This window comes from Allobosea sp. R86505 (assembly GCF_042466375.1).
Taxonomy (GTDB): domain Bacteria; phylum Pseudomonadota; class Alphaproteobacteria; order Rhizobiales; family Beijerinckiaceae; genus Allobosea.
Genome location: NZ_JAXHPY010000001.1, coordinates 2,314,914 through 2,328,391, shown reverse-complemented (window position 1 = coordinate 2,328,391; position 13,478 = coordinate 2,314,914). Strand labels below are relative to the sequence as shown.

At 69.1% G+C, this 13,478-nt stretch carries 9 protein-coding genes; 2 read left to right on the top strand and 7 right to left on the bottom strand.

Annotated features, from left to right (window positions below; genetic code table 11):
- Positions 1-19 precede the first annotated feature (19 nt).
- The 7 genes from SJY11_RS11240 to SJY11_RS11210 all read right to left on the bottom strand — a co-directional run bounded on the left by SJY11_RS11240 (position 20) and on the right by SJY11_RS11210 (position 10,237).
- Positions 20-1,759 (bottom strand): hypothetical protein, encoded by a 1,740-nt coding sequence (locus SJY11_RS11240; RefSeq protein ID WP_376986688.1) that lies wholly within the window; start codon positions 1,757-1,759, stop codon positions 20-22.
- Complete coding sequence (locus SJY11_RS11235) at positions 1,756-2,274, bottom strand: DUF1269 domain-containing protein (protein ID WP_376986687.1); 519 nt, start codon at positions 2,272-2,274, stop codon at positions 1,756-1,758. The genes SJY11_RS11240 and SJY11_RS11235 overlap by 4 nt, the downstream gene beginning before the upstream one ends.
- Before the next feature lie 51 nt (positions 2,275-2,325).
- Positions 2,326-3,447, bottom strand: coding sequence for an efflux RND transporter periplasmic adaptor subunit (locus tag SJY11_RS11230; RefSeq protein WP_376986686.1), 1,122 nt, complete (start codon positions 3,445-3,447; stop codon positions 2,326-2,328).
- 26 nt (positions 3,448-3,473) lie between these two features.
- Positions 3,474-6,563, bottom strand: coding sequence for an efflux RND transporter permease subunit (locus SJY11_RS11225; protein WP_376986685.1), 3,090 nt, complete (start codon positions 6,561-6,563; stop codon positions 3,474-3,476).
- Entirely contained in the window at positions 6,560-7,693 is a 1,134-nt protein-coding gene (locus tag SJY11_RS11220) for an efflux RND transporter periplasmic adaptor subunit (protein ID WP_376986684.1), read from the bottom strand. The genes SJY11_RS11225 and SJY11_RS11220 overlap by 4 nt, the downstream gene beginning before the upstream one ends.
- 122 nt (positions 7,694-7,815) lie before the next feature.
- Complete coding sequence (locus SJY11_RS11215) at positions 7,816-8,922, bottom strand: helix-turn-helix transcriptional regulator (RefSeq protein WP_376986683.1); 1,107 nt, start codon at positions 8,920-8,922, stop codon at positions 7,816-7,818.
- Between the two features lie 139 nt (positions 8,923-9,061).
- Positions 9,062-10,237, bottom strand: coding sequence for an alpha/beta hydrolase (locus SJY11_RS11210; RefSeq protein WP_376986681.1), 1,176 nt, complete (start codon positions 10,235-10,237; stop codon positions 9,062-9,064).
- Between the two features lie 365 nt (positions 10,238-10,602).
- Here SJY11_RS11210 and SJY11_RS11205 point away from each other — a divergent pair, with 365 nt between their 5' ends.
- Entirely contained in the window at positions 10,603-12,153 is a 1,551-nt protein-coding gene (locus SJY11_RS11205) for an AbgT family transporter (RefSeq protein WP_376986680.1), read from the top strand.
- Positions 12,154-12,225: 72 nt separating this feature from the next.
- Positions 12,226-13,428: a M20/M25/M40 family metallo-hydrolase gene (locus SJY11_RS11200; protein ID WP_376986678.1), complete on the top strand. Its 1,203-nt coding sequence runs from the start codon at positions 12,226-12,228 to the stop codon at positions 13,426-13,428.
- Positions 13,429-13,478: the final 50 nt, after the last annotated feature.

Below are 13,478 nucleotides of genomic sequence, written 5' to 3'. Positions count from 1 at the left end.
GCGTTGCATCACGGCCCGATCATGTCGATTTCACCAGTCCGGAAAAACCGGCCACCGCCAGCAGGCTCAGCGCCCAGCCGACGATCGCCTGGACATAGAAATAGCTGATCGCGACCCGCCCGTGACGGCCGACCGGATTGGGCCGCCAGAAGGATTTCTGCCCGAGATCGAGCACGGGCAACAGCGTGTCGAGCGAATAGAACCACGGATTGAACTCGGGATAGCTCGAAGCCTCGCCCTGCTCGCGATAGCAGGCGAGTTGCGTCTGGCCCGGCGCGGCGCGCCCTGCCGCGGCCTGCGGCGGCGCGCCAAGGAGCCTTTGCTGGGTGCGCTCAACCCCGCAGAGCGTCCATTCCGGCGCGCGCAGTACGACGGCGCTGTTGGGCTTGAACCCACCGGCCCGCTCCGCCATCCCGAAGATGCCGACGCCGACGAGCCAGAACAGGATCAGCCAGACGAAGGCGAACAGCGGCTGGCGGCCATAGACCAGCGTGGCGGCGAGGAAGCCGTCCGTCACGGTCAGCGCCGCACGCCAGAGCGGGCTCTTCGCCCGCGCCCGCCGCGCCCGTCGCTGCAGCCGCTCCTTGACGATCAGAACGGCGCGCGCATCCTCGCCATGGCCCATCTCGCGAAAGACCGCGGCGAGCTGCTCATAGGGCTGCGGCCAGAAATCCTCGCCCCAGCGTTCCGGCGCCTGGCGGGAGAGCCAGTCGAGCCGGCTCGCCGCGTCGACCGGCGCGGCGATGAAGGCGCCATAGCGGCAGCGGTTGAGCAGCAGATCCCCGGGCGCGGGCCAGGATGAAACCTCGTCGTGGATGGTGCCGATCGAGGCGCCGGTCATCGACAGGGCTCCGGCGACGGAGGCGTCGCCCCGCAGGAAGAAGGCGCCCTTGATGGCACAGCGGCTGATGTCGAGCGCCATCGCGCCGGGATGGGCCAGCCTCGCGCCGCTGGCATCGAGGTCGCCGCCGATCACCGCTGCGACGAGCCTGACCTCGCCTGCGACCCCGGCCTTGCGCAGCACGACGCTGCCGCCGATCTCGACCTCCGTGCCATCCATCGCGAGGCTTTCGACGCCCTCGATCACCGCGCCCGAGCTATCGAGATCGGCAGCGATCCGCGCGCCGGCGATGGCGAGGCCGCCGCGCAGCGTCGCCCCTCGGAGCAAGAGGTTGCGCAGCTCGATCGCGCTGGCGTCGATCGCAGGGCCGCCGGCGACGCGAACCGTCGCGCCGTCGCATTCGAAGTTTCCGCCGAAGCGCGACTGCGCCACGTTGATCTCGCCCGTCACCTGCGCGCCGCGCAGATAGACCCCTCCACGCGCCTCCAGCCGTTCGGCCTCGAGACCAGGCAGCGAGGAGCCGTCCAGAAACAGCCGGTTGATGATCGCCGCGCGCAGGATCGGCGTCGCCTCGAAATGGCAGTCGATCAGGCCGATGTCGCGGAAGACATGACAGGCTTCGAGATCGAGCGTGTCGACGATCCAGGCGCCGGTGATGCGGATGCCCTTCTCATGCGGCCGACAACCCGGTTCGCCGCCGAGCATAAGGAACCGCAGGAAGGCGGCCCTGACGACGCGGCTCGGGTCCGGCGCGGTCGGCCGGCTGCCGTCGCCGAGCCGGTCATATGTGCCGCTGAGCAGGCGGGCGACGACCTCCTCCTCGGCCGGGAGCAGCGGCTGGAAGTCGGCGAGCCGGGCGGTCGCGAGCGCCCATTGCGCCCGCTCCGCCATGGGGCCGCCCACCCCGGGCGCGATCATGTCGTGGCCGGCGCTACCGTCTCGCCGGGGGCCGCGGCGGCGAGCGCCTCGCGCAGCGCCGCTTCCTTGGTCTCGTCGAAGGAGGTGCTCATCAGCGTGCCGCCGCTGCCGCGCAGATCCGCCAGCACCTTGTCGGTCGTCATCTTGCGGATCAGCAGGAACAGCCCGGCGGTATTGGGCTGCAGCGCAGCGGCCGCGTCCTTCATGAACTGGTCGTTGATGCCGACATCGGTCAACTTGCCGCCCAGCGCACCCGACGCCGCACCCAGCGCGGTGCCCAGCAGCGGCGCCATGAAGATGAAGCCGATCAGCGTGCCCCACAGCGCGCCCGAGGCCGCGCCGGTCGTGGTCAGGTTGATCAGCTGGTTGAGCTTGATCTGCCCGGCCTCGTCCTTGACCACGACGACGGCGTCGCCGAGCTCGATCAGATATTCGCGCTGCATCGCCAGGACCTTCTGGCGGACCTCCTCGGCCTTCTGCTCGGTCGGGAAGGCGATGAAGACCAGATCGCTCATGGGAGATGTCCTTGGGTTGAAAGGGGGTCGCCGCGCCGCCGGCGGTCGATATCAGCCCGGCGTCCTGGCGGCGGCGCTTGCCGCGCTGCGAGCGGCAGGCAATGGCGTGACGCGCTGGCCCGGATGCAGCGCCTGCACGCCGGCGGCGACGATCGTTTCGCCCGGCGCGAGGCCCTGCGACACGACGACGTGGTCGGGATCGAAGCGCAGGATGTCGATCGGCCGCAGGCTGACCGTCGAGGTCTTGGGATCGACGATCCAGACTGCAGCTCCGCGGCCGGAGGTCGTCAGCGCCTTCGCCGGGATCGACATGATCCGCGCCGATGTGGTCTCGACCGAGCCGACCACCGTCGAGCCCAGCCGCATCGCCTCGGGGGGATCCTGCAGCCCGACCCGGACCTGGAAGGTGCGGGTGACCGGATCGGCCTGTGGGGCGATCTCGCGGATGCGCCCGCTGGCGCTGATCCCCGGCGCCTCGGCGAGCACGACGCGGACGAGCGGATCGCCCGTCTTGCCCTCGAGCACCCGCGCCGGCACGGCGAAGACCGCATCGCGACCATCCTCGCGGGCGATCTGGAGGATCGGCTGCCCGGGCTGGACGACCTCGCCGGGCTCGGCGCTGCGCACCGTCACGACGCCGGCGACATCGGCGCGCAGATCGGTGAAGCCGAGCCGGTCGCGGGCCTGTTCGAGCTGCGCCTCGGCGTTCTCGAGCGCGGCTTGCGCGGTTTCCTGCGCCTTCTGCGCGGCATCGAAGCGCGGACGCGTGGTGAAGCCCTGCCCCATCAGCCGCTCCTGCCGCTCGAAGGTGCTGCGTGCGGTCACGACCTCGCCGCGCGCGGCCTCCAGCGCCGCCTCGGCGGCCGCGACGGCGTTGGTCTCGATCGTCCGGTCGAGCCTCGCGACAATCTGGCCGGGCGCGACGCGGTCCCCGACATTGACCGGCCGCTCGGCGATCCGGCCGGCGATCCGGAAGGCGAGCGACACCGTCTTCTCGGCCTGGATCTCGCCGGAGAGCTCGACCCCCGCGGTGAGCAGGCTCGCCTCGACCTTGACGACCTGAACGGGACGGCCGGCCTGGGGCGGCGCCTTTTCGGCACGGTCGCAGCCCGCGAGCGCGAGCAGCAGCGGCAGGCCGCAGAGCGGCAGGAGCGGCCGCGTGCGACGGAACAAGGCGCGTCTCGCTGACGGAGGACGGGTCATCGCGCAGCCGCTCCCACTGTGTCGGGCGCAGCGCCCTGCGCCGGTTCGGCGCCGGGCGATGGCCCCCTGAAGACGGTGACGTAGAGCACCGGCAGCAGGACGAGCGTCAGCACCGTCGCAACCAGGAGCCCGCCCATGATCGCGAAGGCCATCGGCCCCCAGAACACGGTCGGCGCGATCGGGATCATGCCCAGCACGGTCGAGACCGCGGTCAGCATGATCGGGCGGAAGCGCGTCGAGGCGGCGTCGAGCGCGGCCTGGGTGATGCTCTTGCCGGCCGCGCGCTCGGATTCGATCTGGCCGATCAGGATGACCGCGTTCTTGGTGATGATGCCGATCAGGGCGAGCACGCCGAGCAGGGCGACGAAGCCGAGCGGCTTGCCGGACAAAAGCAGCGCGCCGACCACGCCGATCATGCCCAGCGGCGCGATGCTGATGACGATGGCGAACAGCTTGAAGCTGCGCAGCTCCGCCATCAGCACCGTGAACATGATCAGCAGCATCACCGGCACCACGGCGATGACCGAGGCCTGCGATTTCGCGCTCTCCTCGACGGTACCGCCGGTGGCGATGTCGTAGGCGGGCGGCAGCGTCTTTCTGAGCGCCTCGACGCCGGGCTGCAGCGCGCTCACGACCGTCTCGGGCAGCACGCCGGGCTTGATGTCGGCGGCCACCGTCAGCGTCGGCACGCGGTCGCGGCGCCAGATCAGCGGCGCGTCGAGATCGTAGCTGAAGGTGACGAACTGCGAGAGCGGCACGGAGCGCCCGCCGGGCAGCGCCACCTGCATGGTGCGCAGCGTGTCGAGCGAGATGCGGTCTGACCCTTGCGCCCGCACGACGACGTCGACGAGGTAGATGTCGTCGCGCAGCTGGGTGACCACGGTTCCCGAGACGACCGTGTTCACGATCGCGGCGAGGGCCTGCGAGCTCAGGCCGAGGCGGCGCGCCTCGTCCTGATCGACCCGCAGCCGCAATTCGCGCGAAGGCTCGATCCAGTCGAAATTGACCTGGTCGGTGTGCGGATTGGCCGCCACGACCTGCGCCAGCTTCATCGCGATGCCGCGGACCTCGGCGATGTCGGGGCCCGTCACGCGGTACTGCACCGGCCAGCCGACCGGGGGACCGAGCTCGAGCGGATAGACCCGCGCGATCAGGTTCGGGAATTCGGTGGCCAGCCGCGCCTCCAGCTTCTTCTGCAGACGGTCGCGGGCGGCGACGTCCTTGGCGACGATCACCGCCTGGTTGAAGAAGTCGTTCGGCAGCTGCGCGTTCAGGGGCAGGTAGAAGCGGATCGCGCCGCGCCCGACATAGGTGCTCCAGCGCGCCACGTCGGGATCGTCCTTCAGCGCCGCGTCGAAGCGCTTCACCAGCGCCTCGCTGGCATAGATCGAGGCGTTCTGCGGCAGCGTCATGTCGACCAGCAGCTCGGTCCGGTCGGAGGCCGGGAAGAACTGCCGCGGCACCAGCGGCAGCGCCAGCATCGACGCCGCAAACAGGCCGATGGTGACGGCGATCGTCAGCCAGCGCACCCGGATCGCTCCCGAGAGCATGGCCCGGAAGCCCTGCTCGATCCGTCCGGGACCCGCCGCCTGCCCAGAGGATTTCGGCGCCACGAGCAGCGCCATGCCGAGCACGGGCGCGAAGATCACGGCGACGAACCAGGAGACGACGAGCGCGATGCTGACCACCGCGAAGAGCGAGAAGGTGTATTCGCCGGCCGAGCTGGCGGCGAAACCGATCGGCACGAAGCCGGCGATGGTCACCAGCGTGCCCGCGAACATCGCGACCGCGTATTTCTCGAAGGCGAAGGTCGCGGCCTTGGCTTTCTCGTCGCCGGCGGCGAGGCGCGTCACCATGGCGTCCGTCGTCGTCATGGCGTCGTCGACGAGCAGCGCGAGCGCGATGATCAGCGCGCCCAGCGAGATGCGCTGCATGTCGATGCCGATGACGTTCATCACCGCGAAGACGACGGCCAGCGTCAGCGGGATCGAGAGCGCCACCACCAGACCCGGCCGCACGCCGAGGCTGATGAAGCTGATCACGAGGATGATCGCCACCGCCTGCCAGAGCGAGCTCATGAAGTCGGCGATCGCCTCGTCGACCGTCACCGACTGGTCTGCGACCAGCCGCGGCTCGATGCCGACCGGCAGATCAGCCGTGATCTCCGCCATCGCCTTCTTGATGTTGGCGCCCAGCGCCAGGATGTCGCCGCCCTCGCGCATGGCGATGCCGAGGCCGATCGAAGCCTGACCGTTGACCCGGAACATCGGCTGCGGCGGGTCGGCAAAGCCGCGCTTGACGGTGGCGATGTCGGCCAGGCGCACCATGCGGTCGCCGACGGGAAAGTTGATCTCGAGCAGATCGGCTTCCGACTGGAAGGCGCCCGAGACGCGAATCGAGAACTTCTCGTCCTGCGTCTGGACCACGCCGGCCGGGCGCACGACGTTCTGGGCCTGCAGGGCGCCGAGCAGAGCCGAGCGCTCGATCCCGAGATTGGCGAGTTCGCGCACCGAGAACTCGATGAAAATGCGCTCGTCCTGCGCGCCGATGACCTCGATCTTCGAGACATCGGGGACGAGCAGCAGACGCGAGCGGGCCGCCTCGACATGGTCGCGCAACTCCCGGCCCGTGAACCCGTCGGCGGTGAAACCGTAGATGATGCCGAAGGTGTCGCCGAAGCGGTCGTTGAAGAAAGGGCCGATCGTGCCGGCCGGGAGGGTGTGGCGGACGTCGGCGACGAGGTTGCGGACCTTGAACCAGGTCTCCTGGACCGCATGGGCCGGGACGTCCTGCTTCAGATTGACGAAGATCGTCGTCCGACCCGGCGTGGTGAAGCTGCGGACGAAATCGAGCCCCGGCGTCTCCTCGATCTGGCGCTCGAGACGCTCGGTGACCTGGCTGAGCGTGTCCTCCATCGTCGCGCCCGGCCAGGCGGCGACGACCACCATCGACTTGATGACGAAGGCCGGATCCTCGTTGCGGCCGAGCTTGACGAAGGCGAAGACACCGGCGGCCACCGCCACGATCATGAGATAGATCACGACCGAGCGGCTCTTCAGGGCCCATTCGGAAAGATTGAAGCTCATCGTGCCTCGGTCCCGGACAGGCGCACGCGCTGCCCTTCCTTGAGGAGGTTGGCGCCCGCGGTGACGACGATGTCGCCGATCGCCAGCCCCTTGGCGACGATCGCGGTGGCGGGGTCGCGCGAGACCAGCTCGAGCTTGCGCAGCGAGACGGTCAGCGCCGTCGGATCGACGACCCAGACCCCGGTGGCCTGTTCGCGCTCGGTCAGCGCCGTCGCCGGGATGGCCACGCCCGAGGCCTCGCCGCCGCGGATCGAGCCCGACACCGTGGTGCCGAGCCGGAAGGCGGACGGCGGGTCCGTCAGGCCGACGCGGACACGGAAGGTCCGCGTGACCGGATCGGCCTGCGGCGCCACCTCGCGGACATGGCCCCGCACGCTGACGGAGGGGTCGCTGGCCAGCGCGACATGGACCGTGGCGTCGGCGGGGATGGCGCGGATCGAGTCCGCCGGTACCGCGAAGACGGCGTCGCGGCCGTCCCGCCGGGCGAGCTGGACGATCATGCGGCCGGCCGCGACGACCTCGGCCGGCTCGGCGCCGACCCGCGTGACGACGCCCGGCGCATCGGCCTTCAGGGTGGTGAAGGCGACGATGTCCTCCGCCGTCCGCACGCGGGCGCGGGCCGCCTCAACCTGGGCGCGCGCCGCGGTGCGCCCCTGCTCGGCCGCCTCGAAATCGGCCTGGGTGGTGATGCCGCGCGCCAGGAGATGCTCCTGCCGCTGATGCTGGTTCTCCGCCTTGCGCAGCGCGCCCTCGGCGGCCGTCAGCGCCGCCCGCGCCGCCCGCAGGTCATTGAGTTCGTTCTCCGGATCGAGCCGGGCGACGACCTGCCCCTCGGCCACCGTCGCCCCGACGCCGACGAGGCGCTCCGCCAGGCGCCCTCCGATGCGGAAGGAGAGCGACGCCTGATCCTGCGCCTCGACATGACCGCTGAAGCCGAGATCGGCCAGCTGGCGCGGCGCCTCGACGGTGGTGGTGCGCACCGTCCGGATCACCGGCCCGGGCGCGGTTTCCCCCTCGCGCTGGCAGCCCGCGGCCACGATAAGCAGAAGGACGACCGCAACGGCGCCGCCGCCTCGGCGGAGCTTGTCGTCACGACGTTCCGAGCCGTCTTGCCGGTGGGGCTTTCGCATCAGTCGTTCACTCGCATCGCGACTGTCCGTTGCACGCAGGAGACGAGGACTGCCTCCCAGGGCACCCGGCGAGCGCCATCGCGCCCCGTTTCCGAGCATTGGTTGGGAAGCTAGCAACACCATCACGGGGCCGGATCAGCCCAGAATCCCAAATCTGGGCTGTTCATCCCATTCTCCCCGCCGCGCTCGCAGTGGATACAGACCGGGCGCTCGGCGCGACGCGCGCCCTGGTGCGCAGGGCCGGGGCTGGTAACGTCCTGATCAGACGGTTGCGACCGTTCGCGCCACCGGCTCGGGCTGCAGCCATATTGCCGCCGGAAGGCGCGGCTGAAGGTGGAGTGGTCGCGAAAGCCGACGCGGCTGGCGATGGCGTGAACCGAGAGCGGCTCGCCGGGGGTGGTGAGATCGCGCCGCGCCTGCAGCAGGCGCTCGCGGTTGATGAAATGCGCGACACCGCCGTCCCCGTCGAGGAGGCGGTAGAGCTTCGAGCGTGACATCGCCAGCAGCCGGCCGAGCTGTGGCGGGCCGAACTCGGGCGAGCCCATATGGCGCTGCACGATCTGGCGCGCGCGTTCCACCGTGCCCGACGACGTCGATGGCGCGGTCGCCGCGAGGGACCGTCCGGCGGGCGCGATGCAGGCCTCGACAAGGGCGCGCACTGCGACGGCCAGGCTCCTTGCCTGGTCGTCGCCGAACGGGCGGGACTGGCCGGCGAGCTGGCGCATGAAGCCGGCCAGCAGCGCTCCGGGGCCGGCTTCGGTCTCGAGCGTCTGCACCGGGCCCGCGGCGCCGGCACCCTCCAGCCAACCTCTTGGCAGCAGCAGCAGGAGCCGTTCTTCGGCGCTGCCGAACCGGCGTGCCGACTGCTCCAGCGCGGCCAGGGCGAGACCGGCATGGGGTGAAACGAACAGCGTCTGAGAGACGTCGGCCGCCGCGCCGCCCAGCAGGGCGACGCAACCCTGGTGCTTGAACCGCGGGCCGCGCTGCGCGCCGGCCGAGGATGGGCCCATGGAGCGGACGTCGCGGATCAGGGTGGCATCGCCGAACCGCCATTCGCTCGCGGCGCGTGGCTCCGGGGACAACCAGGATGCCGGCTGCGCGGGAAGCGCGCCGGTGGCCGCCAGAATCCAGGTCCGCTGCTGCGGCGCGGCATCGCCCTGCGCAACCGTGATCGGCGAAAGGACGGGTCCCGCCGTGAAGGGGGGTCGAGGGCTTTTCGACAGGGCCATGGTCGCCTCCGTGAGTGCGGATTGTTGCGTGCGGCTTGTCTTCCGAGCGTCCCGTTCAGATCCTAGTCCGGGGTATCCTCCGTGTTTTGATGTCGCTCAATTGTCTCGACACGATTGGCCATGGTCAAGAAACCCTGCGTCACTCGCGGCGTGTCGTGGCGGCGTCGAAGACGCGGATTGGCGCGGTGATCAGGAGACCGGCAGCTGAGCCCACCGTCTCCAGCGCCGTTCCGGTACCCGTGACGTCCGAATCCGTGATGACCTGCCCCTCGATCAGGCGGTTGCCGATCAATCGCACGATCTCCGGGCTCGAGGCGTAGGTGTCGTGGTTGACCCGGTCGCCGGCCTTGATCGCACTGATGTCGATCACGGTGATGCCCTTGAGATCGCCCAGTTGCGACTGGTAGTCCTCTCGGGACAGGTCGATCGCTCCCAGCCGGGTCGCGCCGCGGGCCAGGAACTGCGAGAGCTGCAGCGCGCGGTCGTTCTGTGAGGCGAAGATCGTGATCTGCGGACGGCGCGGACCCATATCCTCGATCTGACGCCGGAAGACCCCGACATCGAGATCGGGCGACGCCAGGATGACGTTGTTGATCTTGGCCGGGATACCGCCGTTCTTCAGCGCGACCTGCTTGAGCGCCTCGACGGCCAGCCAGGCTCCCATCGAATGGGCCAGCACGACGACCTCGCCGACAGCGGGGCTCTTCGTCGCCATCATCAGGACCTCGGCGAGATCGGAGCGCGAATAGGACGCGTTGTCGAGGTCGAGCCGGTAGTCGAGCAGGCGCCCGCGCGACGGCCAGGAGAACAGGATCGGCGCGGCATTGGCGTCCGAATCATGGGCGAGCTGCGCGAAGCGGAAGACGGCCCGGTCGAAGGGCGTGTTGAAGCCGTGCACGAAGATGAAGGCGCGCCGCTTTTGACCGCCGGCCGAGGCGAACCAGCGCGGCAGATCGGATTTCTGCAGCGACGTCGACGCGCTGACGGTGAAGTCCGTCTCCGGATTGCCGGGCACCGTCCGCGGAACCTGGATCGTGCCGGGCTCCCGGTTCCGCGGGATCGAGACGACGATGTTGCTGAAGGAGACGCCCCTACCCCGCTCGCCGTCATAGAGCACGCCGGGCTCGTCCGAGACCGCCCGCGTCGTCGCGGTGAGCATGTCGAGCTTGTCGGTGTTCGGGATCGGAGCGACGGTCTGGAGCAGGCCGCGCGGTGCGGAGGCGCAGCCCGCCAGCAGCAGGCCGGTGGCGAGGATCGCGGCGATGCGTGCCGGTGCCGGGACGCTGCGTCGCGTCGTCGGTTGCTGTTCCGGCATGAGGCAAAACTCCGAACTCTTCGTCGACCGGGCGGAACGTCCCGCCGGACACGTCGCATGCGTCCGGAACGGTTCCGGCCGTGCTGACCGGGCTCGCAACCCGTTCATGACGCTGCGGTATTGAAGCGACGTAACGGTTGGAAGACAAGCCTCGCCGCCCTGCTTTCGTCACAAAGCGATCAGCCGGCCACAGTCTCGCCCGCTTCCCGCCATTTTGGGACAGCCGGCCCAAGCTTTGGGATTCTGGGCCGATGCCCTACCGGCTCATCCCACTAAGTTCGCCCTCTAGCCTTCGCGCGGGACTTTGTCCCGCCGAACGGGTCGTTGTCGCCGGGGCCACGCTCCGGCCCGGGAGGAAAGCCAAGATGGCGATCGAGAGCACCGCACCCAAGACCACGATGCAGCGCTTCCTCGACGGCGTCGAGAAGGTCGGCAACATGGTGCCGCACCCGGTGGTGATCTTCCTGATCCTGATCGGCATCGTCATCGTGCTCTCGGCCGTCTTCAGCCTGTTCGGCGCGCAGGTGTCCTATGAGCGGATCAATCCCGAGACCCACGAGATCGAGAAGGCGTCGACGGCGATCCGGAGCCTTCTCAATGCGGAGGGCATCCGGTTCATCTACTCCTCGCTGGTCCCGAACTTCATGGCCTTCACCGCCGTGGGCCTGATGATCGCCGCCATGATCGGCGCGGGCGTCGCGGAAGAATCGGGGCTTGTCACCGCGCTCATCCGCAAGCTGGTGATCATCTCGCCGCCGGCGGCGCTGACCTACATCCTGGCTTTCGTCGCGATCACCGCGAGCATCGCGGCCGATGCGGGCTATCTGGTGCTGATTCCGCTGGCCGGCATCGCCTATCTGGCCGTCGGTCGAAACCCGATGGCGGGTCTCGCGCTAGGCTTCGCGGGCGTGGCCGGCGCATTCACCGTCAACATGCTGATCAAGCCGCTCGACGCGGTGCTCGTCGAGTTCACCAACGACGCCGCCCGTCTCGTCGACCCCGCCCGCACCATCGGCCTGGCCTCGAACGTCTGGTTCTCGTTCGCGTCGGTCATCGTTCTGACGATGACCATCGCGTTCATCACGGACAAGGTCGTCGGCCCGAGGCTCGGCCCCTATGATCGCACGAAGGCGGCGGAGGGAACGACGACGGACCAGGCGGCGCTGTTGTCCGAAGCGGAATCGCGCGGCCTGCGCTTCGCCGGCTTCGGTCTGCTCGGGCTGATTGCCGTGTTCCTGCTGCTCACCGTTCCCGCGGGTGCGCCCCTGCGCAATCCGACGACCGGAGAACTGATCGGCAATTCACCGTTCATGAACGGGCTGATCGCCCTGATCATGCTGATCTTCCTGACCAGCGGCTGGTGCTACGGCATCGGGGCCGGGACGGTGCGCACGCTGACGGAGGTCATCGCGGCCATCGAGAAATCGATCAAGGGCCTCGGCGGCACGATCTTCCTGTTCTTCATTCTCAGCCAGTTCGTCGCCTACTTCACCTACACGAACATGGGCACGGTGATGGCGCTCAGCCTCGCCGGGGTGCTGCAGTCGGCCAATATCGGCGCGCTGCCGCTGCTGCTCGGCTTCATCGTCGTCGTCGCCATCATCGATCTGCTGCTGACCGGGGCCATCGCCAAATGGGCGATCTTCGCGCCCGTCTTCGTGCCGCTGCTGATGAAGCTGGGCGTCGAGCCCGAAGCGGTGCTCTCGGCCTACCGCATCGGCGACAGCCCGATGAACATGATCACGCCGCTCAACGCCTATTTCGCCATGGTCGTCGGCCTGATGCAGAAATACGACCGCAACGCCGGTGTCGGCACCGTGGTGGCGCTGATGCTGCCCTATCTGGCCGGCATGTTCCTGGTGTGGACCGCCCTCTTCGTGATCTGGAAAACGCTGGGATTGCCCTGGGGCCTGTGAGCCGTCGCGTCGAACCCTGAAAAACAAGCCAGGCCCGGTCGTCACAACGGGCCCTCAACTTGGATGGATGTCATGAGCACAGCCAGCATTCCCCTCGATGTCGAGGCGGCGATCGACCATCTGATGAACTTCCTCTCGGTCGAAGGCGTCACCGGAGAGGAGGCCGCGATCGCGGCCGCCGTCAGCGAGGCGCTGATCAAGATCGGCGTGCCGGCTTCCGCGATCCGCTATGACGACGTCAACAGCCGCATCCCGCTGCCGACACAGACCGGCAATCTGATCGTCGAATTGCCTGGCACGAAGCCGGGGCCCCGCCTGCTGTTCTCGACCCATCTCGACACCGTGCCCCTCTGCGCCGGTGCCAAGCCGCGGCGCGAGGGCGACCGCATCGTCTCCGATGGCACGACGGCACTCGGCGGCGACGCCCGCACCGGCGTCGCGCTGCTCGTCGTGGTGGCCGAGACGCTGCTCAAGAACAACCTGCCCCATCCGCCGATCACGCTGCTGTTCACCGTGCGCGAGGAGAGTGGCCTGCATGGCGCCCGCGAGCTGAACCCCGCGGACCTCAAGAGCCCGGCGATGTGCATCAATGTCGACGGCCAGCTCGCCTCCGAGCTGATCATCGGCGCCGTCGGCCAGGAGAACTGGGAGGTCGAGATCACCGGCCGTGCCTCCCATGCCGGCGTCGCGCCGGACAAGGGCATCTCGGCGACCATGGTCGGCGCCATCGGCCTGACGGAAGCCCGCGCCGCCGGCTGGTTCGGCAAGGTCGTCAAGGGCGAGGCCTTCGGCAGCAGCAATATCGGCATCTTCGGCGGCCGGGACGGCAAGCCTGCCGGTGACGCCACCAACGTCGTCACCGACTACGCCTTCCTCAAGGGCGAGGCGCGCAGTCCGGAACTCAGCTTCGCCACCCAGATCGTCGACGGATTCGAGGCCGCCTTCGCCAAGGCCAAGGCTGCGGTGACCGACCATGAGGGCGCGACTGCCGAAGTCGTCTTCAAGCGCGCGGCGGCCTACCCGCCCTTCCGTCTGGACCAGGATTCGCCGGTCGTGAAGCGCGCCACGCGTGCGCTCGGGATGCTCGGTATGGAGCCGACCTACATCTTCTCGAATGGCGGGCTCGACGCGAACTGGCTCGACAAGGCCGGGGTGCCGACCATCACCATCGGCGCCGGCCAGGCCGAGATCCACACGATCAAGGAGTTCGTGAGGCTCGACGAATACGAGAAGGGCTGCCGGCTCGGCATCCTGATGGCGACGCTCGAAGACTGAAGGACCGCTCGGGCGGTCGCCCGGTCGATGAAGGCCCAACGAGGAGCTGA

What these genes read in the sequence shown, in the direction of transcription:
- SJY11_RS11240 (WP_376986688.1), bottom strand. Translation starts at nt 1,759, where the DNA reads ATGATCGCGCCCGGGGTGGGCGGCCCCATGGCGGAGCGGGCGCAATGG.
- SJY11_RS11235 (WP_376986687.1), bottom strand. Translation starts at nt 2,274, where the DNA reads ATGAGCGATCTGGTCTTCATCGCCTTCCCGACCGAGCAGAAGGCCGAG.
- SJY11_RS11225 (WP_376986685.1), bottom strand. Translation starts at nt 6,563, where the DNA reads ATGAGCTTCAATCTTTCCGAATGGGCCCTGAAGAGCCGCTCGGTCGTG.
- SJY11_RS11220 (WP_376986684.1), bottom strand. Translation starts at nt 7,693, where the DNA reads ATGCGAAAGCCCCACCGGCAAGACGGCTCGGAACGTCGTGACGACAAG.
- SJY11_RS11215 (WP_376986683.1), bottom strand. Translation starts at nt 8,922, where the DNA reads ATGGCCCTGTCGAAAAGCCCTCGACCCCCCTTCACGGCGGGACCCGTC.
- SJY11_RS11210 (WP_376986681.1), bottom strand. Translation starts at nt 10,237, where the DNA reads ATGCCGGAACAGCAACCGACGACGCGACGCAGCGTCCCGGCACCGGCA.
- SJY11_RS11205 (WP_376986680.1), top strand. Translation starts at nt 10,603, where the DNA reads ATGGCGATCGAGAGCACCGCACCCAAGACCACGATGCAGCGCTTCCTC.
- SJY11_RS11200 (WP_376986678.1), top strand. Translation starts at nt 12,226, where the DNA reads ATGAGCACAGCCAGCATTCCCCTCGATGTCGAGGCGGCGATCGACCAT.